We start from the raw sequence: 23377 nt of genomic DNA on the forward strand, positions 1-23377 counted from the left end.
CCTTATTGTATACACTGAAAAAGCGCAACCGTGCGGTTACGCTTTTTGAACGATAGACTCGTTCAACACATTATTCCTGACCTTTATTCGGCACTGCATCACCGGAACCGTTCTCTTCATCGCCCGCTTCTGCATCCGTTTCCTCAGCTTCCCCCACAGTCGTTTCTTCTTCTACCGGCTCAGCTTGCGGCGGTACAATAGTCAAGACAACTGATTCAGGTGCATCCAATATTTCGACGCCATTTGGCACCGTTAAGTCGGCAACCGTTACCGTATCACCAACCGTCAGTTTCTCAATGTTGTACGTAACATTGTCCGGGATTTCGCCCGGCAGACATCTGATGTTCAGCTCACGCATCGTATGCTGAAGCACACCACCATCCTTCACGCCTTCCGCTTCCCCTTCCAGTACGATGGACACGCTGGTATCGGTTTTTTCATTCATATTGATCTTGCTGAAGTCCAGGTGCAGCACCTTATTCCTAATCGGGTCGCTCTGCACATCCTTAATCATGACATTCAGAGATTTCCCGTCTACGTTCAGTTTAACTACACGGTTCAAACCTTGCTGATTCACAAGCTGGTGAAATTGACTTTCTTCAATCGCAATCGGTTCACTTTCTACATCGGTTCCGTATACAACGGCGGGAATTTTTCCTTTGTTTCGCAGCTCCGTTAGCGCCGAACGCGGCCCCACCTGTCGTTTTTGCGCTTGTAATTCCATTGCCATAATAAAATTCCCCTCCTGCTATAAGGTTCGTAAGAAAATCATTATTTACTTTACCCAATCTAGCGGAGAGTCAATCACAAACCAAGCGAAATTTAGTCAAACAGCTTACTTACAGACAATTCTTCATGTACGCGAATAATCGCTTCCCCGATAATCGGCGCTACAGACAACGCCTTAATTTTGCTGCTTTGCTTCTCAGGTCCAAGCGGAATGGTATTTGTTACAATCAGTTCTTTGATGCTCGAATTCTCGATACGCTCGATGGCCGGGCCGGACAGTACCGGATGTGTACAGCAAGCATACACCGCTTTAGCGCCCGCTTCCATCAGCGCGTTCGCCGCCAGCGTAATCGTACCTGCCGTATCGATAATGTCGTCGATAATGATAGCGGTACGCCCTTCAATGTTACCGACAATGTTCATGACTTCCGCTACATTTGGCTCCGGACGACGTTTATCAATGATCGCAATCGGCGCTTCTAAACGTTCAGCCAGCTTTCTTGCACGCGTTACCCCGCCATGATCCGGAGAAACGACGACAACATCTTCGAGCTCTTTCTCAGCGAAATGCTTGCCGAGAATCGGTACACCGAGCAGGTGATCCACCGGAATATCGAAAAATCCTTGAATTTGCGTAGCATGGAGGTCCATGGTAATGACGCGATGCGCCCCGGCTGTTTCAATCAAATTGGCAACCAGCTTCGCCGTAATCGGATCACGGGCCCGTGCTTTACGGTCCTGGCGAGCGTAGCCGTAATAAGGAATCACTACATTAATGCTCTTCGCGGAAGCGCGCTTCAGCGCATCCACCATAACCAGCAGTTCCATCAGATGTTCGTTTACAGGTGCGCTGGTGGATTGAATAACGAACACATCGGCACCACGTACGCTTTCGTTTAATTTAATCTGAACTTCCCCATCGCTGAAATGTACAACTTGTGCATTTCCCATCGGAAGACCGATGTGATCTACAATTTCTTTCGCTAAAGCCGGGTTTGCATTACAAGTAAAGACTTTCAATTTCGGGTCGCGATAATTCGCCATGACTGATGTTAAACCTCCATACCTTTGAATACTTATTATTTCTTTATAATTTTTTTCGCGTAATCTTCTTTATTTGTCTGACGCTCGCGGGCGATTGCCAGCGCTCCATCCGGCACATCGTCCGTTATCGTAGATCCTGCGGCTACATAAGCGCCTTCCCCTACGGTTACCGGAGCTACAAGATTCGCGTTGCAGCCTATGAAAGAATGATCTTTAATTACCGTTTTGTGCTTATTCACACCATCATAGTTTACTGTCACCGTACCGCAGCCGACATTCACATCCGCGCCCACTTCCGCGTCGCCAAGATACGTCAGGTGCGATACTTTGCTTCCTTTGCCCAGTGAAGTATTCTTAATCTCGACAAAATCGCCCACTTTCACACCTTCTCCGATATGAGAATTCGGGCGAATGTACGCAAACGGTCCCACGGTGGCATCGCTGTCGATTCGGCTATCCATCAGTACCGACTGTTTAATCTCCACTCGGTCGCCCACCCGGCAATTTTTCAGTTGAGTGTGCGGACCGATAATGCAGTCTTCGCCAATCGTGGTTCCTGCACCAATCAACGTACCCGGGTAAATAATCGAATCCCGGCCAATGACCACATCGGCTTCGATGTACGTATTGGACGGATCGATAATGGTAACGCCTTCTTTCATATGTTTGGTAAGAATGCGCTCTCTCATCATCGCTTCAGCTTTGGCCAGCGCTACTCGATCATTAACACCAATGGTAATTTCTTCTGTTATGGATGCCTCGATTCGTTCTCCCTGGCTTTTAAAAATCTCAATTACATCCGGGAGATAATACTCACCCTGCGCATTATTATTATCCACTTTCTCCAATGCAGCGAACAGCTTTTCATTATCGAAACAGTATGTACCTGTGTTGATCTCTTGGACACGCTGTTCTTCTTCGGTTGCGTCTTTCTGTTCGACAATGCGCTCTACTCCGCCATCTTCGCCTCGGATAATCCGGCCGTATCCGGTCGGGTTGTCCATGATGCGGGTCAGAATGGTTGCTGCCGCCTGATTGGCCTCATGATGCGCCATCAGCGCTTTCAACGTTTCAGAACTAATTAGTGGCTCATCGCCTGACAGAACGAGTGTCGTTCCTTTTTTCCCTTTCAAAATCGGAGCTACCTGCATGACCGCGTGTGCAGTTCCCAATTGTTCTTCCTGCATTGCATACTCGACACCGCTGCCCAGTTGCTCTTTCACCTTGTCCGCTCCATGGCCGACAACAACAACGATGCCATCCATCTGCAATTCTTTCAGGCTGTCGACGACATGTTGAACCATCGGTTTACCGCAAACGGGATGCAGTACTTTGTATAACTTCGATTTCATTCGTGTTCCCTGGCCTGCAGCCAATACAACCGCAAATTTATCTGACATGGTATCCTCCCACTTCGATAAGTTCCACAATGACTATATCTTAATTGTCTTGCTATTTCAAGATACGTCGCGAAAGAGATGCAAAAAGACCGCATCCTTTTTCTGCAAATCAACGAAAAGAGTATATCTAGAAAACTATATCTTTTTTCTTCGTTACTTCTTGTCCCCATTCTCTCAAACTTCCAAAAGAAAAGAGGCCCCCCTCTACTAAAGGCCCCTTTGATTGATGCAACTGAGAATTAAGCTCCCTCTTCCACCAGTTCTTCTTCGGTTGTTTCTGTTTCTCCTACACGTTCGTATTCAGCCAGAACAGCGGCTTGAATCTTCTCGCGAGTAGACGAAGAGATAGGATGTGCGATGTCGCGGAATTCTCCTTCTGGAGTACGCTTGCTCGGCATTGCAACAAACATACCGTTGTTGCCGTCGATGACACGAATGTCATGCACTACGAATTCGTTATCAATCGTAATCGAGCAAATCGCTTTCATGCGGCCATCAGTGTTTACACGGCGGAGTCTTACGTCCGTTACTTCCATGTCTGCTCACCACCTTTTTCCAATTATCAGAAGCTTGATAACTGTAATTCAACAAAGGCGGAAAAAATCCTTCCTCTCTTCGAAAAAAATTTTTTGCTTTTTCTCAATTTTGGCATTTTACCCTATTGACATATTATTAATATTACAGCACAGCAACTAATTCGATTTCCAAAGAGACATCTTTCGGCAGCCGCGCCACTTCCACCAGGGAACGGGCCGGACGATGTTCGCCGAAATGTTCTCCATAGATTTCATTAATCACAGCAAAATCGTTGATGTCTTTTACAAATACCGTTACTTTTACCACGTTATTCAGCGTTGCACCCGCCGCGGCCAGAACGGCTTTCAGGTTGGCGAATACTTGATTCGTCTGTGCCACAATATCGCCTGTCACAAGCTCCCCTTCAGGCGTCAATGGAATTTGACCGGATGTATAGAGAAAGTTGCCGACTTTGATGGCTTGCGAATAAGGGCCGATGGCAGCCGGAGCCTGATTGGTAGAAATCTGTTCCATACAAAATCCCTCCATGTTATTCATTTTCTTTGAAATAATTGCCTAGTTCAAGGCGGATTTCTTTATCACGCATATCCACTTCTGTTACACGGAGCAGAGAAACATATTCGTCCACAAGACGCTCTTCTATATTAGCCGTCTCCATAAATACGCCAACGCCGACTACCTCCGCTTTAAATTCCTCCAGTAAATCGATCATGCCTCGCACAGTACCGCCGGCTTTCATAAAGTCATCGATAATCAATACCTTGGAATTCTCAGGTAAACTGCGGCGCGCCAGCGACATAGTCTGGATACGTTTACTTGAGCCGGATACATAGTTAATGCTTACGACAGAGCCGTCCGTTACTTTGCTGTAGCGGCGCACAATCACGACCGGAACATTCAAATAGTGCGCCGTTGCATAGGCAAGCGGAATGCCTTTCGTCTCTACCGTCATTACATAATCCGCTTCCGCCTCGGCAAATACCGTGGCGAATATTTTTCCAATTTCAGATAGCGCTTCCGGGTCTCCAAGCAAATCGGCCATATAAAGATAGCCCCCTGGAAGCAATCGGCTAGAGCTTTCCAGCGTCTGGCACAGACGCTTAAGGCCCGTCCGTGCCTCTTCATGATTCGTCAACGGAATATATTTCACACCGCCAGCCGCGCCTGCTACCGTCTTAAGCAGGCCAACCCCTTCAGATTCAAACAATTCCTTAATAATGGATAAGTCTTCACTAATCGAGGACTTCGCCGCGCCATATTGATCAGCAAAAAAAGTGAGCGGCATGAGCTTGTGAGGACGCGCAAGCAGATGCTGCGTCATATCTACAAGACGGGCACTTCTCCGTAACTTTTTCATCTATGTTCCTCCATAATTAAAAAACCGAATATTATGAAGTGAATATACCACTTATGTACGGATTTACGCAAGTGCTACCGATTATTTTCCCCAAGGATACGTACGGCGTATACTTCCTTGCAGAAACCGCGTAAGCCATTATAAATTCTGTTCATTCTCGATTCACGTTCTGTCAGCGCGAAAACAGTCGGTCCACTGCCTGACATTAAAACACCATCAGCGCCAAATCGCAGCATTCTTTCCTTAATCTGACGTACCTGCGGGTGCATATCCAGTGTCACTGACTCCAGATGATTTCCTAGCGCACGGCATACACCGGCAAAATCACCCTGACGAATAGCTTCTACCATTTCAGCCGATTTTCGCCCTTCGTTCAGATCATCAATACGCAACGCACCATACACCTCGCTCGTCGATACGCCGATAGGGGGCTTCGCCAGAATTACCCAGCACGGCGGAGGAGTGGGAATACGTTCAATTTTCTCGCCGCGTCCGCGCGCCAGCGCCGTTCCACCATACACGCAAAAAGAGACGTCTGAGCCAACCTGCGAACCTAATTCAGCCATCTCCTCCACACTCATACCCAGATTCCACAACCGGTTTAACCCTTTAATTGTCGCCGCCGCATCACTGCTTCCTCCCGCCAGACCGGCCGCAATAGGAATCTGTTTATCGATGTGGATGTGTACACCTTCTGTAACGCCGTAACGCTCTTTAACAAGACGGGCCGCCTGGTATACGTGGTTTCTCTGATCAAGCGGAAGATAGCTCACCGTACAATCCAGCGTGATCTTATCTTCTGACCGCCGATATATGGTTAGTCTATCCGCCAGATCAATTGTTGTCATTACCATTTCAATTTCATGATAGCCATCTGGCCGTTTCGCCAAAACATCTAGCGTCAAGTTAATTTTTGCCGGAGCCTTGACCATAAGGCAAGCGTCGTTCACCAATTCCTTCTTCCCTTCCATTTTATGCTTTGCTTATTTTAGCATTAATTCATAAGAAAATGAAGGAAAAGGGATATAAGACTCAGACGTCCTCCCTGCCCTTCAGCATAGAAACTGAAAAAACACAAAGGCCAGGCGGATTGCCTGGCCCTTACCGGGAAAAGGTTACTTTGCGGGATTCTGTTTTGCAAGTGCTTCTTCAGCTAGCTGGATAGCGCGCTTCACCATGTTCCCTGCATCGCGGGTAGTGATGCCTCCCCAGCCTTCACGCTGCACAGTTTCGTAAAATCCAAGGTCTTTCGCCAGTTCATATTTGAACTTGTCCGACATAACGCCTCGTCTGCGTGCCATATATACAGCCCCCTTTATCATTCCCGTACGCATAGTATATGTAAAAAAGTCAAATAAAAAACAGCAGGATATGGTATCCTACTGCTATTCAAAGGCAATGCGAATATATTCATCATCGCGGCAAATTGTGAGTTCTACTGTCTCTGTAAGTACATCTGCATAGCTGTACGACACTCGCTCGAAGGAATGCTTGTCCTCATCGAGCTTTACAATAAATACAGACGGGTAAGTTTCTTCCAGAACTCCCGTCCTCTCTATGGTCTTGCGCCGGCCACCGTTCGCCCGGAGTAAAATCCGCTCGCCGATATGCCCATCCAAATTACGTTTTATATCGTGTAACGTATTTCTCGCCATTCAGACCACCTCACTATATGTAAATATATCACCATTTTTATAGTATGTCAAACAAATCGATTATTATAGCAATAATTAACGAAAAATGTCAACACATTTTTGCCGGGAAAACGCTAATAAATCTGAAAAATCGAAAATTAAGAAAAAAGTTGTATTCTATGCTTCTGATTATTATAAGCCAGCCCTTTCGGCATTATGTCATAAAGGCTGGCCCTATCTATCCTTCCCGGTCACTTCCTGGTTATATGCCTGAGTAAAATTTACGGTTTCGGAATCCCGAAGCGAAAGCATCCTTTTGTTTCCAGCCCTCCCAAACCGTCGATGCCGGTAATCGTGTTCTTCATCATATCCAATATATTAACGGACTGCTGGATCGAGGTATACGCCACTTTCTGGGCTATGTATACCGGGTCCAGCGTGTGAATGTTAATCCGTTTAGGTGAACTGGCAAAATTGGCGCCTGCACCCAAAATCGCTTCAAAATGAGACTGGCAGGCTCCCGCGAAAATAATCAAGCTGTCTTTACTCTGTTGAAACGCGCGCGCTTTCTCCACCGCCTGGACAAAATACTTGGAGTGACGGTAACTATTCAAATCGTCTGCCGGCCCCCGTTTGCTTTGCAAGGCATCATGCCCGGTCAACACAAGAATATCCGGATTGTGTTTTTCCAGAAGAGGTATGAGCTGTTCCGGAAATTCTTTCTCAGGAAAATGATAACCGATAGTCGGCACTTTCAACTCCTGATAAACAGCAAGACATTTCTTCAGATAATTCCGATCCCCGTCCATATGCAGCACTTTGCCCGGCCAATCGAAAGAACCTCCTACCTCTTCCGTATGGTTAATCTGATACCATGCATTTTTTTCCCGGGCTGATCGTCGTTCCTGCTGAATGAGCCGCATAGCTTCTATATGTTTTTGCTCGCAGACGCTTCGCATCTTCTTCATCTCATCCTCGTTAACTTTAACCAAATCACTGAGCGGCGCATCAGCTATCAACCGGTAGTCCAGCCCAATAAGTGCCGCTGTTTTGTGTTCTTCATCAATCTCAATAATTTGAAACAGCATATCATAGCCGTGTGACTTCCGGGTTACGATATCACCCAACTTGAATTTCGGGTTTGTAAACACAAAAATCCCCCCTTCCCCTGACATGATATGCTTGCCGGGAAAAAGGGGTTCAGCCTGGCGGAAATAAGAAGGAAGAAGAAAAAATCTTGCAATTAAATTATCAAAGGGACGACCACTCTTCTCTCCAACTTCTTATCCCCATTTTTCATCCAAAAATCTGGGATATGCGATTGCTTAGCCGGGCAAATTCCTCAAGCGATAGGGTCTCCCCGCGTCTTGCCGGGTCAATGCCCGCTTTCGCGAAAATTTGCAGCATCTCTTCTTTTCGCTCTTTGCCGAACAAATTATTCAACAGATTATTGGACAACGTCTTGCGGCGCTGTGCGAAGCTGGCTTTCACTACCCGATAAAATATTTCTTCACTGTCTACGTCGACAGCCGGCTTGTTTCGAATACGAAGACGAAGCACCGCGGAATCGACGTTCGGCTGCGGAATAAATACGCTGTGCGGCACGATTGTAACGACTTCCGCTTCCGCATAAAATTGCGCAAGTACGCTTAACGCTCCATATTCTTTGCCTCCCGGACCGGAAGCGATACGCTCGGCCACTTCCTTCTGAATCATGACCACAATGTTTTCAAGCGGCAGGCGTTCCTCCAACAGCTTCATCAGAATCGCGCTGGTCACGTAGTAGGGAAGGTTTGCCACAACGCTGATCTTTTCCTGATCGTTGAACCTATCCCGGATCAGTGTATGCAAATCCATCTCCAGCACATCACCATGAACGACTTCCGTGTGCGGATAAGAAGACAGCGTATCTGCCAGAATCGGAAGCAGACGCTGGTCGATTTCAATGGCGACCACCTTGCCTGCTCTTCGCGATAGCTGTTCGGTCAGCGCCCCGATGCCGGGTCCGATTTCAATAACGCCTTTCTCTTTCGTCAGTTCGGCGGCATCCACGATTTTGCCCAGGATATTTAAATCAATCAAGAAGTTTTGTCCCAGGCTTTTCTTAAACGAAAATCCGTATTTCTTAAGAATTTCCTTTGTCCTTGTCGGTGTTGCAATATCGCGCATCGTCATCTTTCTTCCTCCTGCGCCAGAACCCAGGCAAGCGCCTCGGCGAATTCCTCCCGCGTAATCTGAAGTATCATCATTCGCTTATGCAACTGCTTGGCGTTAGCATAGCCGATGCCAAGCTTCCCGCCCAGCAGTGTCCGCCGTTCTTTGGCCTGCGCGCCGCCGACGAGGCCGGCGTCAATCATATCATCCATCGTAATTTGCTCATCCGGCGATTCCGACTCGGTGCGAACCTCCGCGAGCGCTTTGCGGATCGCTTCCGGCGATGCGTATTCTACGCCCAGATTGCGTTTCCCCTGGCTATCCTCTTTCTTTATAAACGCATGCTTGCAGCCGGGAACAGCCCGGCTAATAATCTTCCGGATGCGCTCCCCCTGGAAATCGGGATCAGTAAATACAATGACGCCACGTTTTTCCTGCGCCCGCCGGATGCGGTCAATCACCCATTTCGGAATGGCCGAGCCGCCGGTTTCAATCGTATCCGCATCTACCGCCCGCTTAATCGCGACTGTATCTGACTTTCCTTCTACAACAATGACTTCTTTAATCATCACGCTTGCTTCCTCATTTCAAAGAAAAAAGACAGGGAAATAGTTTCCCTGCTTGTATCATACCATTAATTTGGTTTATTTGGGCCGATAACATGCACCGTTTTAGTCTGAACGCCAAAGTTCTGTGCTTCCCGCTCCGATGCAAAGAATAAATCCATCCGGTTGCCCTTAATGGCGCCGCCGGTATCTTCGGCCTTACGAAAACCGTACCCTTCAATATAAACCCACCAGCCGAGGGGTACGACACTCGGGTCTACTGCAATGGTTCTTCCCTCTTTCGCAGTAGCTCCTGACGCTGTAACCGCATACCCTTCATCTCCCGGATTCTTCCCGGTCGATGCCGCGTGAGGCGAGTAAGCCGTCATTTTTACACGAAGCGTCTTGCGGGCATTTATATCCCCTTCCACTTTCGCGACTCTCGATGCGCGCCCGGTAGAGTCTGCGCTCCGCGATACAGCCGTCATTCGCGCCGTTCCAACCGCTACGATGTGATCTTTCCAATCCCGTAGCTTCTTGGTGTCGACGAGCTTCTTTGATGCAGGCTTGCCATTGATATAGACAACCTCATACCGTTCCAGAACTTTTCCTTTCTGGCCCTGCTGGATAACCTTCTGCTGCCCTTGCAGCATCGTGCTGTCTTTGCGCTCTTTTGTATTGAAGGCTACCGTTTTCTCTTTGTTCACTGTTTTCTTAGCGATTCTTGTGACCGTCACCGTTTGATTTTCTTTTACGGTCTGATTGAGCGCTGGATCAACTTTGTCCATCGGTCCAAGCACAATATTTTGCTCTGCCAGGATATCTTTCACCTGACGTTTTGCCGTCATAATCTGCTTTTTCTGACCGGCTATGTTTATGTTTACCTTTCTCCCCGGTATGTAGTTCACCTTCATACCATCTGCCAATGCTGTCTCTAATCCGAAATTCAATTCGTCGAATTTCCCCAGCTTTATCCCTTTCTCGGCCAAGAATTCTCCCAGCGTTTCCGCTTTTGTGGTTACGGCCATTGCTCTGCCGTCATTTATGAAAGTAATCTTCTTTGTTTGCAATGAATTAACCAAAAGCGCAAGACTTAAGAGAACAAGGATCGCAACAGCGGTTAGAAGAATCCAGCTACGACCCTTCCAAAAACCCGACTGAATATGATTTTGTTTCAAAGTCTATCTGCCTCCTTCAACGGTTGAAAGTCATTGTAGACGATTCCTTCAAAACTTGTCAAACCAGTTTTTTACAAGCACTTCTACAAGTTTCGCACATTTGCAATAGGAATATAGTCTCGGCAATACCCTTCAACCGTTGGTACGACTGAGGCAGAAAATCTCTACAATAGTCGTTTTATTCCTTTATTTGGAATATTTTTTTAGCGTTTTCCGTCGTAATTTGGGCTAATTCTTCGAAAGAAATATTTTTTATTTCGGCAATTTTTTCGGCAACATAACGAACATATCCGCTCTCGTTTCGCTTTCCACGGTACGGTTCCGGGGTCAGGTACGGACAATCCGTTTCAATTAAAAGCCGATCAAGTGGAACCATCTCAGCCACTTCCTTCGGCTTCCTGGCATTTTTGAATGTTACCGGACCGCCCAGTGAGATATAGAAGTTCATGTCGATGCATTGCCGGGCCATTTCCGGGCTGCCGGAGAAGCAATGCATAATACCCCCGACTTCTTGGGCTTTTTCCTCGCGGAGAATATCAATGATATCCTGATGCGCTTCCCGGTCGTGAATAATGATGGGAAGTGCAAGCTTTTTCGCCAGCCGAATCTGCTTGCGGAATACCTCCTGCTGCACATCCTTCGGCGATGTATCCCAGTAGTAATCCAGCCCAATTTCCCCGATGGCGACCACTTTTTCTTCTTCCATGGCCAGCCTCTCGATCCATTCCAGATCTTCATCGGTCATTGTCCTGGCATCCTGCGGATGCCAGCCAATGGCCGTGTAGATGAAATCGTATTTCCGGGTCAACTCAAGCGACGTTTCGATCGTCTCCCGATTGTATCCGATGTTGCAAATATAAGAAATGCCGTTTTCCTGTGCCCGGGCGATTGTCGCTTCCCTATCTTCGTCGAATTTCTCGTCGTTTAGATGGGCATGTGTATCAAAAAGCATGATAAACTCCTTTCTTAATACAAATCCGGCGCTTACTTTACAATCGCGCCGTTTGGCATGTGATCAGGTACGGTCGCGAGCGTGAGCGTATCTCCTTCGGACGCGGCCAGGATCATACCGTTCGACAGCTCACCGCGCAGTTTCACCGGTTTCAGATTGGTAACACAGATCACTTTCTTGCCAACGAGCTCTTCCGGGCTATAATGCTTGGCGATGCCGGATACGACCTGGCGCTTTTCGAATCCCAGGTCAAGCTGCAGCTTCAACAGCTTGTCAGCCTTCGGAATCTTCTCTGCTTCGATGACCTGCGCCACGCGCAATTCTACTTTCATAAAATCATCGATGGCAATCTCCGCTGTATCCTGCTTTTCTTCCACTTTTGCCTCCGCCTGCTCTTTCTTCTTTTTGTTCTCTTCCGCCTGTTTGCGGGCCGCCGCGGTCGTTTCGTCAATTACCGCGATCTCCTTTTCCAGTTCAAGGCGCGGGAACAGCGCATCACCGCGGTTCACTTTTGTTCCGGCCGGGAGTTTCCCCCACTCTTTTGCCGCATCCCAGCTTGTCAGGTCTTCACTTTCCGTAATACCTAACTGTGTCCAAATTTTGCGCGGCGTATGCGTCATGAACGGTTGAAGTCCGATCGAGACGATACGAATACTTTCCGCCAGATTGTATATAACTGTACCAAGACGTTCTTTGTTAGCCTCGTCTTTCGCCAGTACCCACGGCATTGTCTCGTCGATATATTTATTCGTGCGGCTGACCAGTTCCCACAGGCTGTTCAGCGCGCCGCCGAATCGCATTTCGTCCATATTTTCTTCGAGACCGGCCACAGCTTTACGGGCCAGATCCCGCAGTGTTTCGTCCAGCGCATCAGGGGCAGTAGGTGCCGGAATGACTCCGTCAAAATACTTCTCGATCATGGCAACCGTACGGCTGACCAGGTTGCCGAGGTCATTAGCCAGATCGAAATTCAAGCGCTGGATAAACGCTTCCGGCGTAAAGACCCCGTCTTGTCCAAAGGCAATTTCACGCAGCAGGAAATAACGGATAGAATCGGATCCGTAACGCTCAATTAAGAATTTTGGATCGATGACGTTTCCTTTTGATTTCGACATTTTTCCATCCGGCATCAACAGCCAACCGTGGCCGAATACTTTCTTCGGCAGCGGCAGATCAAGCGCCATCAGGATAATCGGCCAGTAAATCGTATGGAAACGCAGAATGTCTTTACCGATCATATGCACATCGGCCGGCCAGTAGCGGTTGAATTTCGACTCGTCATCACTCATATAACCAAGCGCTGTGATATAATTCGCCAGCGCGTCAAGCCAGACATAAATAACGTGCTCCGGATCATTCGGTAGCTTGATACCCCAGTCGAACGATGTTCTGGAGACGCTCAAATCTTCCAGACCCGGCTTCAGAAAGTTGTTCACCATCTCATTGCGGCGTGACGCCGGCTGAATGAATTCCGGATTCTCTTCAATATGCTTCATAAGACGATCCTGGTATTTGGACATGCGGAAGAAATAGCTCTTCTCCTTAACGAGAGACACGGGGCGCCCACAATCCGGGCAGATATGTTCGCCGTCTTTTTTCGACTGGTATTCTGTCCAGAACGCTTCACAAGGGACACAATAGTAGCCCTCATATTCCCCAAGGTAGATGTCGCCCTTGTCGACAAGTTTTTGAAAGATTTTTTGTACCGCATCTTTGTGCCGCTGCTGTGTCGTACGAATGAAATCATCATATGAGATATCAAGGCGCGTCCACAGGTCTTTAATCCAATCGACGACCGGATCAATGAATTCAAGAGGTTGCTTGCCTTCTTCCGCTGCTCTCTGCTGAAGCTTCTGGCCATGCTCGTCCGTTCCCGTCAGATAGAACACATCGTATCCGCGCAGACGCTTATAGCGAGCCAGCGCGTCACAGGCAATGGTTGTGTACGCATTTCCAATATGGAGCGCATTGCTCGGATAATAAATGGGCGATGTAATGTAATAGGTTGGCTTGCTCAACATACTCATCCTTTCACCAAAAAATGTCATAAAAATAAAAAAAGCTCTCCATCCCAAAATGGGACGAGAAGCTCCCGTGGTACCACCCAAATTCCCTGCCGTTCTTCCTTCGCTTAAAAAAGGCCGCAAACAGACAGGCTCTACTCCCGTAACGAGGGAAACGCCGCTCTCTAACGCGCAAGAAGCCCGCTCAAAAGCAGAAACTCCGGGGCCATCTTCGTCCCGCTCCTTTTACCGGTTTCCACCCACTCCGGCTCTCTGCGAAAAGCGCACGTGACTACTCTTCCCTTCATCGTTCCTATCTTCATTTATTTACAATCATAACCTTTTCCTTCTTATTCTATACCTTACTTATGCGATTCCGTCAAGTCGGCATTTTTTCACGTTTTTAATCCCTTTATTTTACTATTTTGTCGAATAAACTGCGTTATCATCCGTGTTTTTGTCGAAAAAATCGAGGAAGAAAAGAGAAAGAGTATGATATTTTTGAACGAATATAAGAAAAAAGTTCAATTTTGTAGTAAGTAAAAAATTTTATATTGTTATATGTTTTTGATATATATTACATATAGAACATTTTTTTACCTTTTTTAGTATTTTTCTTACAGATAATGAGATTTTTTTATGATATAATCCCAGTAAATGGTTGACCTCTAGATAAAATCCTGCTAGGATAGTGTTAAAGAAAGATTTGTCGAATTTTGGCGATAAGATATATTGAATTTGATCAAATACGAGAGGAGACATTATACACATGAAATCAACCGGCATCGTAAGAAAAGTAGATGAATTAGGTCGCGTCGTTATTCCAATTGAACTCCGTCGCACATTAGGAATCGGGGAAAAAGACGCGTTGGAAATTTACGTTGATGGCGAGCGCATCATGCTGAAGAAATACGAACCTGCATGCATCTTCTGCGGCAGCACAGAAGATACTGTAACATACAAAGGTAAAATTATCTGTGGACCTTGCCTGTCCGAAATGCCTGTTACGCAAAAAGCGTAATAGCACTATATACAAACAAATAAGTTTCCCCGGGGGACCGGGGAAACTTATTTGTCGTGCTGATGATATTCGTTGTACACTTCCCGCTTTGGAAGCCCGCGCTCTTCCGCAGTTTGTTTTAGCGCTTCTTTTTTGTTTAATCCCTTCTCTATATGAACATTTACGTGAGCAGTAATGTCCAGACCCTGCCACCAGCTCTCCGCTTCGGTTTCTCCTTCCCCTGTATTTCCTTCGACAATCAGGGTAAATTCACCCCGTATTTCTGCCTGCCCTTCTAAGAAATCCCGTACATCGCTGATATTTCCTCGAATGAATTCTTCGTAGCGCTTGGTCAACTCTCTTCCCAATGCCACTTTCCTGTCACCCAACACTTCCTGTATTTCCTGTAGCGTCCTGGCAATTCGGTGTGGAGATTCGTAAAAAATAAGCGTTTCAGGATACGGACGCAGGCGGTCAAGCTCTTCACGCCTCTCTTTTTTGTCACGGGGCAGGAACCCGCGAAAAACGAACCGATCCGTTGGCAGACCGGAAACAATCAAAGCCGAAAGCCCTGCGTTAGCGCCGGGTATCGGGATGATTGGTATAGATTCTTCAGCAGCATCACGCACCAGTTCCTGTCCGGGGTCCGAGATGGCAGGAAGACCCGCATCGCTAACCAGCGCCACCGACTTTCCTTCCTTTAATAACCGAATAATCTCCGGTCCACTCGCGGTTTTATTATGCTCATGGTAGCTGATTAGCCTTGTCTCAATCTGAAAGTGGGTCAGCAGCTTACGCGTCTGCCGTGTATCCTCGGCGGCAATGATATCTACTTCCTGCAGCGTACGAATGGCCCGGACTGTCATATCGTCCAGATTGCCAATCGGCGTTGCAACAAGATACAGCTTGCCCCCCTCTTCCCCGGAAACAAAGCTTTTCTGAATAAACATACTACTCCTCCGTCCTGTCACCATAATAAATCGAATAAATCTCGTCACAGTATGTCCCGTCTTCTTTATACACAATCAACGGCGGAAGCACACGCAAATCCGGTTTTCCATCCCGAATCCCTTCAATTAATACCATGTTCGCTTCCGCCTCCGCTTTCGGATAGACAAGGCGCATACGCTTCGGTTCAATTCTGTACTTGCGCATAATCGCAATCAAGTCTCCCAGACGGCCTGAGCGATGCACGTACGCTACCTTTCCCCCGGTACGGACGAGGCGGCTGCTCGCCTGAATCACCTCTTCAAGCGTGAGCAGGATTTCATGCCTTGCAATAGCGACATGACTACTTTTGTTTTTTTCACCGCCGATCACCGGCATGTACGGCGGATTGCACGTCAGTGCATCGTATCCACCGTTGCCCAGGAATTTATACGCTTCCTTTACATCACCATGATATATTGAAATCCGATTTTTCAGCCCATTCAATTCGACATTGCGCTTCGCCATATCGTACAAACGCTCTTGAATCTCCACTGCATCAATCGGACATTCCGTCCTTGCGCTCAGCAGGAGGGGAATCACACCGTTCCCTGTACACAAATCGACGATGCGCCCACGTTTTAACGGTAAAGAAGCGAAGCGGGCCAGGAGCACCGCATCAAGGGAAAAGCAGAACACCTCTTTGCTTTGGATAATCTTCATCTCATTCGTTAGTAAATCGTCAATCCGCTCATCCGGATACAGCTTGACGTTCTCCATTCCTTTTTCTCGTTCCTTTCGCAAAAAACGACCCGTACGAGACACGGGTCGTTGTTGTTATCCCTGTTTATTTAGAAATGCGAGGCAAAACAAGCAATCTCCGTCCGTGCGCAGACTGCCGTAATGCACGTTGCAAATATGGAAACCTTCCTGGTATAACCGGGCGAGATTATCATATCCTTCCCCGACAACCGTCCGTTTCTGCTTGTCTTTCTTTGTTTTTATGACGCTGCTCTGACGCTTTTCCTTCTTTTCTAATTCCGTTTCGCGCTGCTGCAGCCGTTCCCTAAGGTGTTGATTCTCAATGAAGAGATTTTTATTTTCTTCCATAAGCGTAAGCATCGCGTTCTTCAGATGGCCGATTTCTTCATATAATACACCGACCTTCTCTTCAATTAAAGCGAGCTGGTGAAACATGCTTTGCTTGTTCACTATCCCCACCTCAGTTATTCACTACTACACTTTCTCCACTACGCTGATCTCATCAAGAGGCAGCTCCATAATTCTCTCTGCTTCATACAGGTTCACCTGGACTTTGCGCTCTAAAATGTTAAGCCCCACGACTCGTCCGTATCCCATTACCGTCGCCACTTCTTTGCCAACATTCGGCAGCTCGTCCTTAGCGCTCTCATAGTTATCGTTTTCATATTTCAAACAGCACATCAGACGGCCGCACAAACCGGAAATTTTGGCCGGGTTAAGCGACAAGTTCTGGTCTTTTGCCATTTTAATGGATACGGGTTCAAAATCGCCGAGAAAGGTAGAGCAGCAGAGAATACGGCCGCAGGGACCGATGCCGCCAAGCATCTTTGCCTCATCTCGAACACCAATCTGACGCAGCTCGATACGCGTACGGAAGATTGCTGCCAAATCTTTGACCAATTCACGGAAGTCCACACGTCCATCCGCCGTGAAGTAGAAAATAATTTTATTTTTATCGAAAGTGTATTCCACATCAACCAGCTTCATATCCAACTTATGAGCCGCAACCTTCTCCTGGCAAATTCCAAAAGCCTCTTCGGCCAATCTCCGGTTCTCTTCCACCTGAAGGCGATCCTGCTCATCAGCGATGCGCAGCACCTTCTTCAGCGGCAGTACGACATCATTCTCGTCCACCTGCTTACGGCCAATGACAACCTGTCCGTATTCCACACCACGCGCAGTTTCTACAATAACGTGGTCGTGATTTTCAATCGGAAGTTCATCCGGATCAAAGTAATATATCTTTCCCGCTTTTTTAAAACGGACACCTACAACATCAAACAAAGTGTTATCCCTCCTGCAGACGAAGCACCATATCTTCCAAGGATAACTGCAGGTTCGCATAATGCGTGAGCCTGTTTTTCGTTACCAGGATTGTTCCCATTCCTTCCACAAGTCTGCGCTGACTGATACGCAATGCCTGTTTCTGAATGGGCTCCATCTGATCATTATTCGTAATCTGGGATTCTTGTCCCAGCAAAAAAAGCAATAAATCACGGAACCAGAGCAGCAACAAGTCAAGAAACAGGTCGATTTTGTCAGGGTCCTTCTCCTGCTTGAGAAGTTTATCATGAATGGTAACGAGGGCATATGTGCCCCGCTCCATGATATCTTCACTTAATTGTATCACTAGGCTTCTCATCTGCGCAAACGATTCTGTCTGGCATAATGTACGCGCCTCTTCCAGGTCATGGGCAATCTGAGCCGCCGCTCTGGCCAACCCCGGTCTTACTCCTTCCTGCTCAAGCTGCTTCGTGATCGCTTCGGGTGAGGGCGCATTGAACGAAATAATTTGGCAACGGGAAAGAATGGTGGGAAGAAGGCCATGAATGTTGCTGGTGAGCAGAATGGCAACGACTCCTGCAGGAGGCTCTTCCAAGAATTTCAGCAGTGCGTTGGTCGCTTCCTGGTTCATCTTGTCGGCTTCTTCCATAATATATACCTTATGGTTGGACTCTGCCGCACGGTAAGAGAATTTCTTCTGCAAATCCTTAATCTGTTCCTTACGAATTATGTTCCTTTCCGGCTGAACCCAATGTACATCCAGATGGTTCCCTTCTTCAATCAGTCGACAGTTCTTGCATTCTCCGCAGCTATCACCGTCCTGCCGCAGACAGAAGATAGCCTCGGTCAAATGCTTCGCCATTTTCTTTTTTCCGGCTCCCTTTGGACCAGAAAATAAGTATGCATGCGATAGACGGTTGTGCTTTATGCTGCGGTGCAACAGTTCGGCGGCCTGCTTCTGTGCCGAGAACTCACTCCACATAGTATTAATCCACACTTCTTTCGCTTCGATTTCCTACATGTACATATTAATCAACAAGCCCCGGATTTCACCGACTGCATCAAGAATGTTAATGCCCTTCTGCTCTTTCTTAAGTACGGCATCCGTGACTTCCGTAAGCTTTTTGTCCACTTCCGTAATGATTTTGTATATTTTGCTGCGTCCACGGCGGCTAAAGCCGTGCCGTTCTTCCAGGGCAACGCCGTTCTTGACGGCTTCTTCCATGAAGTTCTTTACAAGCGCCTTATATTCTTTTAAATCTTTAATCGTGCGGGATTTGGCAAGCCTTTCACCCTGCATATCAATTCGCTCAATGAGCTTGTTGAACTTCTCAACATCGAGCTGCTGACTACGATTTTGCATGATCTCGTCAAAATCAACATAATACTGGGGGAGCACCTTCTGCTTTGGCTCTATTCCCAGCGTTTTATCGATCGGCATATTTTCTCCAATTCGCATGGAAACCACCCTTTCCACTTTATTCCCCGTCCTCGTTCGCACGTTTACTACAAAAGTCGGCATTTTCCGGCTTCATTGTTATAAAAAGATAAGGATGGCTTCTATCATCTGTTTGCGAGATAATTTAAAAAGTGTCCGCGTATCTCTTCTTGTATGCTTTCTATATCGCGCGCCGCATCGATTTTGACAATCCGTTCTTCATATTCACGGCAAATGGCAGCGAATCCTTGCTTAACTTTCTCATGATATTCAGCCGGCTTGCTCTCAATACGGTCCGGTCCTTCATATACAGAAAAACGCTTTTCAAGCCGCTCCCGGCTAACTTCGGACGGCAAATCCAGAAAGTATGTTAAATCCGGTTGCAATCCGCCTGTGGCAAAGCGGTTAATATTTACGATTTCATCAAGCGGGAGTTCCAGTCCATAACCCTGATACGCAATACTGGCGTCCACGAATCGATCGCATAGAACGATTTTGCCCTGAGCAAGCGCCGGAATGATCTTCTCACGAACATGCTGGGCACGCGAAGCAGCATACAGCAACACTTCGGTCTCCGGTTTCATCTTGCTGTTCTTCGGGTCAAGGAGAAGCTCCCGAATGCTGTCACTGATACTCGTACCGCCGGGTTCCCGGGTTAACAGGACAACATACCCCTTCTCCTGCAAAAACTCATATAACATTTTAATTTGGGTGGTCTTACCCGACCCGTCAGTTCCTTCGAATGTGACAAAACAACCCCTCAACGATGGAATCCTCCCTTATTTTCTGTGAAAATCACGAAGAAATAAGGAGAGAAAGAGGAAATGAGATCCAGGGAAGAAAAAGGCGTTCGCCTTTTTCCCCTTGAAATCACCCCCTCGTTCGCTTCTCTCTTTTCCTTCGTACCTCAAAAGTCAACGCCCTTCCCTCAATTTTCATATCGGGGTTGCGGCTGAGAAGCCTTGGTGGTTCTATATGATGTTATCATAATCGAAAAACTACGGACTGACCAGTACAAACATTTTATCCATCGTCTCATCGGAAGCGCCTTGAAAGTACCCACCCGCCCTTTGGATGCGTCGTATAGTTTCAATATGCTCATCCGTAATCTCTTCGCCCGGTGTAAGCAGCGGGATGCCGGGCGGATAAGGAATGACCATCTCAGCGCTATACCTGCCGACCGCATCTTTAAGCAGTACCTCCTCTTTGTCCCGATGAAATGCCTCCTGAAGTGGAATCACAGGAATAATAAAAGAAGCCTGTCTGGAAAATAACTCTGTAGATTGGGGACTGTAAGTCCGTGCTTCCCCCGTTCTTTTCTTCAGCTTTTGCATTTTTTCATCTGTTTCCTTAAGTATAGTCGCCACCTTCTTAATATGCGCCTCCTCAGTATTAATGGAAAACGCAAGCACTACGTTTTGCGTATCAGCCATTTCTGCCACACAGCCTTTTTCCTCAAGCCACTCCAATAATTGGTAGCCTGTTACAGAAGTGATTGAAGACGTTAGCACCCATTTTAACGGATCCCGGCTGTAAACCGGGCTGTTCTGAGGCTCGGATTCTTCATCCCATATGGAAAGCAGCTTTAACTCTTTCTTGAGTTTTGTTCTGTATCGCTCCAGACAACGAATCGTCTCATGTAATTGTTCCCGTCCCCGCATAACAAGGTAGCGGCGCGCCACATCGAGGGAAGCCATTAATGGATAAGAAGGGCTGCTTGACTGTACCATGGCAAGCACCCTGGCAAGCTTGTCCCGTGGAATGAGCGGACCCTGTATATGTAGCATAGACGCCATCGTCATAGCGGTCAGCATTTTATGCGTAGATTGTATAACAAGATCCGCACCTGCCTGTAAAGCAGAAGGCGGTACACCGTCTGTCTGGCCAAAATGCGCACCATGTGCTTCATCTACTACAAGCGGAAGGCCTGCCTGGTGACACATCTCAGCCAGCGTCACGACATCCTGCCCCATACCATAATAGTTTGGATTCGTAATCCAGACCGCTTTCGCTTCCGGATGCCGGTCTATAGCTGCCCGCAACCATTCCGGATTTATTCCGGCAGCAACCCGTGTCGCAGGCTCAATTTCGGGCAGTATATACACAGGACATGCTCCAGCCAGAAGCAAGCCGTTAAATATTGATTTATGGGCGTTGCGCTGCACAAGAATGGTATCGCCCGGGCTGCATAATGTAAGCGCAGCAGCGAGATTGCCCGCCGTGGAACCGTTCACTAAAAAAAACGTATGTTCCGCTCCAAATGCATCAGCCGCCAGTGCCTGTGCCCTCGCAATCACACCTGTAGGATGATGCAAATCATCCAATCCGTTTATTTCTGTTGCGTCTATTTTCAACACATTATAAAAGTGTGTACCTGCCTCCGCATCAAACACGCTTCCATCTTTATGTCCTGGTACATGAAGGGATAGCTTGTTATTTTGCTCATAAGTGCAGAGTGCTTCATAAAGCGGTGCTTCTCTATGATTCAATGCAATGTCCCCCTCTGTTATTTCTCCTTCCCAACCATAAGAAAAACTCACGGGCGTTGCTAGTCTTTCCCTTCCTTCAGGCCACACGCTCCACACGAAAAAAGCAACGGTCGGCACGCCCCTTGCAAGTTTTTCCTAAATTACTAATGAAGGGAAAGTATATTTCGCTTTACAGTAGTAAAGCAAAATGCACTTTCCTATACCATAAAAGAAACCCTTCTTGAAATCAAGAAGGGCTCAGGCGTTTTGCCTCAACCAGATACGTCGCATCTGGCGAATGAAAAAACGATATTTATCCTCTGAAGCATCTGTGGCTACAATTTCTTGTTCACACTGCTGGCAAACAAACGAATCGAAAATGAAAATGCCCCTTGCTTCCTTGTTGCCGCATACGATGCAACTGCAGTTTTCCGGCTCCGTTTCCATGGTATCACCTTCATTTTTTGATCCCATTCTTCCCTGTTTTTTTTATTTTATACATGGCGAAGGCAAAATGTTAGAAAACACAACCATATCTTATATAACGATAACCAATTGCCTCCATTTCTTCCGATTCATACAAATTATACGGATCGACAAGTACGCTTCTTCTCATTTTTGTCTTATGCACAGCCCATTCTTTTACCGGGATTCGCGAAAGTATTGGTTCAGAATCAAGAATGAGCAAGCCATACGTCCCTTCAAGCGCTTTCCATCTATCCTTGCATATTATTGTAGAGTTCCAGGGAACGAACGAAGCACCCGAAAATGGGACAAAAAGCTGAACATAACAATTACGGCTTTCCGCCTCCTCTATAACGTATCTGGTCAACCTGGACATTGTGTTTCCCCACACCCCAAGCGATACAGGCTTACCTGATGCCGTTAGGTCGTTTGCCTGTAATAAAAAACCAGAGAAAATGTTTTGCTTTAGCCATTCCATTATCTCTTTTTCTTCCACCACTTGTTTCTGTTGTCCAATTTTCGGCTCTAATCCAAGAGCTCGCCTTACTGTAATATAATCGACCCCGTCTTCTTGACATTGACGGTACCATTCTTTTTCATTATAAGATCCTGTCAAAAGATATCTGTTGTAAAGTTTGCTTATTGTTTCCGCTTCCTTCACGGGCAGAGTAAGAATCGGCGCTCCCCATCCCTCCAATGAATGGCGCAGCCATCTTGCCTCCTTTTTCATCGGTTGATTTGTTCCCAGAATGACTCCCTTTTTCTCTTTTTCACCTATAAAAAAGACAAGAAAATTTCCTTCTACTGCATTATACAAAATTCTCCCTCCGATTCCGATAAAGGCAATAATGGACCATCTTATTTTTAAAAAATAATAAATTGGGCTTGATAAAATTTCCTTAAAAGAGGTTCGAAAGATGAAAGCGGAAAGAACACGTAGAGAAAAACTCCGTACCCAGAATTCCACTATTTATAGTCATACACTTCACTACCGCTATCGTTGGAATTCTTCCATGATCCTTATTCAATCTGTAATTATGTTTGTTTTTTTCTTCCTGGCAAAGAAATATCTGCAGACCACTAATCAAAACGTTATACAATCACTGGGCTATCTCATCATTCTATGGCTTTTACAAGGGATTTCTTTCTTCTTATATTGCTTTGTGTCTTCACTCTCCATGCGGTGGCATATTGACTCTTTTCTTTCTCCCTGGGGAGGTTGGCGCACGAAGCTTCCTTTATCGATTTCTGATTATCAGCAAATTGAATGGATGTTTTTCTTCTTTGGTACGGCTGTCGGGCTTATAGCAACAGCGTGGTGGGGACTCCAGCATGGCATCTTGATGTTGGGCTTTCATATTACACTTAGTATCCCCCGCCTGTTTACGGTTTTGCGTGTCCAAAAGTGGAAGAAAAAGAACGAAGACTATGTAATAAAGCATGAGCGGCAGGGCATCGGTCTGTACTCAACCACAGGTTAACAAAATATAATTCCAAAAA

The 23377-nt window shown here is 46.8% G+C and carries 27 protein-coding genes and 1 other annotated feature; of the genes, 2 read left to right on the top strand and 25 right to left on the bottom strand.

Annotation, left to right across the window (positions count from 1 at the left end; translation table 11 throughout):
* Positions 1-70 precede the first annotated feature (70 nt).
* The 15 genes from ADA01nite_RS10110 to metG form a co-directional block, all read right to left on the bottom strand.
* Positions 71-730, bottom strand: coding sequence for a 50S ribosomal protein L25/general stress protein Ctc (locus ADA01nite_RS10110; protein ID WP_146809838.1), 660 nt, complete (start codon positions 728-730; stop codon positions 71-73).
* Between the two features lie 92 nt (positions 731-822).
* Positions 823-1773 (bottom strand): ribose-phosphate diphosphokinase, encoded by a 951-nt coding sequence (locus ADA01nite_RS10115; RefSeq protein ID WP_146809839.1) that lies wholly within the window; start codon positions 1771-1773, stop codon positions 823-825.
* Between the two features lie 35 nt (positions 1774-1808).
* Complete coding sequence (gene glmU, locus ADA01nite_RS10120) at positions 1809-3173, bottom strand: bifunctional UDP-N-acetylglucosamine diphosphorylase/glucosamine-1-phosphate N-acetyltransferase GlmU (protein ID WP_146809840.1); 1365 nt, start codon at positions 3171-3173, stop codon at positions 1809-1811.
* Between the two features lie 239 nt (positions 3174-3412).
* A complete protein-coding gene (spoVG, locus tag ADA01nite_RS10125; RefSeq protein WP_146809841.1) occupies positions 3413-3709 on the bottom strand; it encodes a septation regulator SpoVG in 297 nt (98 codons plus the stop codon).
* Positions 3710-3851: 142 nt separating this feature from the next.
* The gene (locus tag ADA01nite_RS10130; protein WP_146809842.1) at positions 3852-4223 is read right to left on the bottom strand and encodes a RidA family protein; all 372 of its coding nucleotides are present in this window, start codon (positions 4221-4223) and stop codon (positions 3852-3854) included.
* Positions 4224-4239: 16 nt separating this feature from the next.
* Complete coding sequence (purR, locus tag ADA01nite_RS10135) at positions 4240-5067, bottom strand: pur operon repressor (RefSeq protein ID WP_146809843.1); 828 nt, start codon at positions 5065-5067, stop codon at positions 4240-4242.
* A 74-nt stretch (positions 5068-5141) separates the two neighbouring features.
* Entirely contained in the window at positions 5142-6017 is an 876-nt protein-coding gene (gene ispE, locus ADA01nite_RS10140) for a 4-(cytidine 5'-diphospho)-2-C-methyl-D-erythritol kinase (RefSeq protein ID WP_443092715.1), read from the bottom strand.
* A 165-nt stretch (positions 6018-6182) separates the two neighbouring features.
* Complete coding sequence (locus tag ADA01nite_RS10145; protein WP_146809845.1) at positions 6183-6368, bottom strand: small, acid-soluble spore protein, alpha/beta type; 186 nt, start codon at positions 6366-6368, stop codon at positions 6183-6185.
* An 84-nt stretch (positions 6369-6452) separates the two neighbouring features.
* Positions 6453-6722, bottom strand: a complete 270-nt coding sequence (gene veg, locus ADA01nite_RS10150) for a biofilm formation stimulator Veg (protein ID WP_146809846.1) — start codon at positions 6720-6722, stop codon at positions 6453-6455.
* Between the two features lie 260 nt (positions 6723-6982).
* Entirely contained in the window at positions 6983-7852 is an 870-nt protein-coding gene (yabG, locus tag ADA01nite_RS10155) for a sporulation peptidase YabG (protein ID WP_246147290.1), read from the bottom strand.
* Positions 7853-7997: 145 nt separating this feature from the next.
* Positions 7998-8876 (bottom strand): 16S rRNA (adenine(1518)-N(6)/adenine(1519)-N(6))-dimethyltransferase RsmA, encoded by an 879-nt coding sequence (gene rsmA / locus ADA01nite_RS10160; RefSeq protein WP_146809848.1) that lies wholly within the window; start codon positions 8874-8876, stop codon positions 7998-8000.
* Positions 8873-9424, bottom strand: a complete 552-nt coding sequence (gene rnmV / locus ADA01nite_RS10165) for a ribonuclease M5 (protein ID WP_174760603.1) — start codon at positions 9422-9424, stop codon at positions 8873-8875. The genes rsmA and rnmV overlap by 4 nt, the downstream gene beginning before the upstream one ends.
* A 65-nt stretch (positions 9425-9489) precedes the next feature.
* A complete protein-coding gene (locus ADA01nite_RS10170) occupies positions 9490-10578 on the bottom strand; it encodes a resuscitation-promoting factor (protein ID WP_146809850.1) in 1089 nt (362 codons plus the stop codon).
* A 178-nt stretch (positions 10579-10756) separates the two neighbouring features.
* Positions 10757-11530, bottom strand: coding sequence for a TatD family hydrolase (locus tag ADA01nite_RS10175; RefSeq protein ID WP_146809851.1), 774 nt, complete (start codon positions 11528-11530; stop codon positions 10757-10759).
* Positions 11531-11562: 32 nt separating this feature from the next.
* Positions 11563-13551, bottom strand: coding sequence for a methionine--tRNA ligase (metG, locus tag ADA01nite_RS10180; RefSeq protein ID WP_146809868.1), 1989 nt, complete (start codon positions 13549-13551; stop codon positions 11563-11565).
* Between the two features lie 53 nt (positions 13552-13604).
* Positions 13605-13850: a binding site (T-box leader), on the bottom strand.
* 452 nt (positions 13851-14302) lie between these two features.
* On the opposite strand from metG, the gene ADA01nite_RS10185 reads away from it, so the two are divergent.
* Positions 14303-14554, top strand: coding sequence for an AbrB/MazE/SpoVT family DNA-binding domain-containing protein (locus tag ADA01nite_RS10185; RefSeq protein ID WP_146809852.1), 252 nt, complete (start codon positions 14303-14305; stop codon positions 14552-14554).
* A 47-nt stretch (positions 14555-14601) separates the two neighbouring features.
* Here the strand turns inward: ADA01nite_RS10185 and rsmI are convergent, their stop codons facing one another.
* The 10 genes from rsmI to ADA01nite_RS10235 form a co-directional block, all read right to left on the bottom strand.
* Positions 14602-15483 carry a 16S rRNA (cytidine(1402)-2'-O)-methyltransferase gene (gene rsmI, locus ADA01nite_RS10190; RefSeq protein WP_146809853.1) on the bottom strand — a complete coding sequence of 294 codons (882 nt, stop codon included), beginning with the start codon at positions 15481-15483 and terminating at the stop codon, positions 14602-14604.
* 1 nt (position 15484) lies between these two features.
* On the bottom strand, positions 15485-16240 hold the full coding sequence (locus ADA01nite_RS10195) for a tRNA1(Val) (adenine(37)-N6)-methyltransferase (RefSeq protein WP_146809854.1): 756 nt from the start codon (positions 16238-16240) through the stop codon (positions 15485-15487).
* Positions 16241-16297: 57 nt separating this feature from the next.
* Positions 16298-16672 carry a DNA replication initiation control protein YabA gene (yabA, locus tag ADA01nite_RS10200; protein ID WP_146809855.1) on the bottom strand — a complete coding sequence of 125 codons (375 nt, stop codon included), beginning with the start codon at positions 16670-16672 and terminating at the stop codon, positions 16298-16300.
* Between the two features lie 24 nt (positions 16673-16696).
* Positions 16697-17506 carry a PSP1 domain-containing protein gene (locus ADA01nite_RS10205; protein WP_146809856.1) on the bottom strand — a complete coding sequence of 270 codons (810 nt, stop codon included), beginning with the start codon at positions 17504-17506 and terminating at the stop codon, positions 16697-16699.
* Positions 17507-17510: 4 nt separating this feature from the next.
* Positions 17511-18488: a DNA polymerase III subunit delta' gene (gene holB, locus ADA01nite_RS10210; protein WP_146809857.1), complete on the bottom strand. Its 978-nt coding sequence runs from the start codon at positions 18486-18488 to the stop codon at positions 17511-17513.
* Between the two features lie 33 nt (positions 18489-18521).
* Positions 18522-18965 (bottom strand): YaaR family protein, encoded by a 444-nt coding sequence (locus ADA01nite_RS10215; protein ID WP_146809858.1) that lies wholly within the window; start codon positions 18963-18965, stop codon positions 18522-18524.
* A 104-nt stretch (positions 18966-19069) separates the two neighbouring features.
* Positions 19070-19708 (bottom strand): dTMP kinase, encoded by a 639-nt coding sequence (gene tmk / locus ADA01nite_RS10220; protein ID WP_146809859.1) that lies wholly within the window; start codon positions 19706-19708, stop codon positions 19070-19072.
* 234 nt (positions 19709-19942) lie between these two features.
* Positions 19943-21433, bottom strand: a complete 1491-nt coding sequence (locus ADA01nite_RS10225) for an aminotransferase class I/II-fold pyridoxal phosphate-dependent enzyme (RefSeq protein WP_246147291.1) — start codon at positions 21431-21433, stop codon at positions 19943-19945.
* Between the two features lie 237 nt (positions 21434-21670).
* The gene (locus tag ADA01nite_RS10230; RefSeq protein ID WP_146809861.1) at positions 21671-21859 is read right to left on the bottom strand and encodes a sigma factor G inhibitor Gin; all 189 of its coding nucleotides are present in this window, start codon (positions 21857-21859) and stop codon (positions 21671-21673) included.
* A 70-nt stretch (positions 21860-21929) separates the two neighbouring features.
* On the bottom strand, positions 21930-22694 hold the full coding sequence (locus ADA01nite_RS10235; RefSeq protein WP_146809862.1) for a hypothetical protein: 765 nt from the start codon (positions 22692-22694) through the stop codon (positions 21930-21932).
* A gap of 100 nt (positions 22695-22794) precedes the next feature.
* On the opposite strand from ADA01nite_RS10235, the gene ADA01nite_RS10240 reads away from it, so the two are divergent.
* A complete protein-coding gene (locus ADA01nite_RS10240; RefSeq protein ID WP_146809863.1) occupies positions 22795-23358 on the top strand; it encodes a hypothetical protein in 564 nt (187 codons plus the stop codon).
* Positions 23359-23377 lie beyond the last annotated feature (19 nt).

The sequence above is a fragment of the Aneurinibacillus danicus genome, assembly GCF_007991215.1.
GTDB lineage: Bacteria > Bacillota > Bacilli > Aneurinibacillales > Aneurinibacillaceae > Aneurinibacillus > Aneurinibacillus danicus.

Coding starts and splice junctions, on each gene's coding strand:
- ADA01nite_RS10110 (WP_146809838.1), bottom strand. CDS start 730: ATGGCAATGGAATTACAAGCGCAAAAACGACAGGTGGGGCCGCGTTCG.
- ADA01nite_RS10115 (WP_146809839.1), bottom strand. CDS start 1,773: ATGGCGAATTATCGCGACCCGAAATTGAAAGTCTTTACTTGTAATGCA.
- glmU (WP_146809840.1), bottom strand. CDS start 3,173: ATGTCAGATAAATTTGCGGTTGTATTGGCTGCAGGCCAGGGAACACGA.
- spoVG (WP_146809841.1), bottom strand. CDS start 3,709: ATGGAAGTAACGGACGTAAGACTCCGCCGTGTAAACACTGATGGCCGC.
- ADA01nite_RS10130 (WP_146809842.1), bottom strand. CDS start 4,223: ATGGAACAGATTTCTACCAATCAGGCTCCGGCTGCCATCGGCCCTTAT.
- purR (WP_146809843.1), bottom strand. CDS start 5,067: ATGAAAAAGTTACGGAGAAGTGCCCGTCTTGTAGATATGACGCAGCAT.
- ADA01nite_RS10145 (WP_146809845.1), bottom strand. CDS start 6,368: ATGGCACGCAGACGAGGCGTTATGTCGGACAAGTTCAAATATGAACTG.
- veg (WP_146809846.1), bottom strand. CDS start 6,722: ATGGCGAGAAATACGTTACACGATATAAAACGTAATTTGGATGGGCAT.
- rsmA (WP_146809848.1), bottom strand. CDS start 8,876: ATGACGATGCGCGATATTGCAACACCGACAAGGACAAAGGAAATTCTT.
- rnmV (WP_174760603.1), bottom strand. CDS start 9,424: ATGATTAAAGAAGTCATTGTTGTAGAAGGAAAGTCAGATACAGTCGCG.
- ADA01nite_RS10175 (WP_146809851.1), bottom strand. CDS start 11,530: ATGCTTTTTGATACACATGCCCATCTAAACGACGAGAAATTCGACGAA.
- metG (WP_146809868.1), bottom strand. CDS start 13,551: ATGTTGAGCAAGCCAACCTATTACATTACATCGCCCATTTATTATCCG.
- ADA01nite_RS10185 (WP_146809852.1), top strand. CDS start 14,303: ATGAAATCAACCGGCATCGTAAGAAAAGTAGATGAATTAGGTCGCGTC.
- rsmI (WP_146809853.1), bottom strand. CDS start 15,483: ATGTTTATTCAGAAAAGCTTTGTTTCCGGGGAAGAGGGGGGCAAGCTG.
- ADA01nite_RS10195 (WP_146809854.1), bottom strand. CDS start 16,240: ATGGAGAACGTCAAGCTGTATCCGGATGAGCGGATTGACGATTTACTA.
- holB (WP_146809857.1), bottom strand. CDS start 18,488: ATGTGGAGTGAGTTCTCGGCACAGAAGCAGGCCGCCGAACTGTTGCAC.
- ADA01nite_RS10215 (WP_146809858.1), bottom strand. CDS start 18,965: ATGCGAATTGGAGAAAATATGCCGATCGATAAAACGCTGGGAATAGAG.
- ADA01nite_RS10230 (WP_146809861.1), bottom strand. CDS start 21,859: ATGGAAACGGAGCCGGAAAACTGCAGTTGCATCGTATGCGGCAACAAG.
- ADA01nite_RS10240 (WP_146809863.1), top strand. CDS start 22,795: ATGAAAGCGGAAAGAACACGTAGAGAAAAACTCCGTACCCAGAATTCC.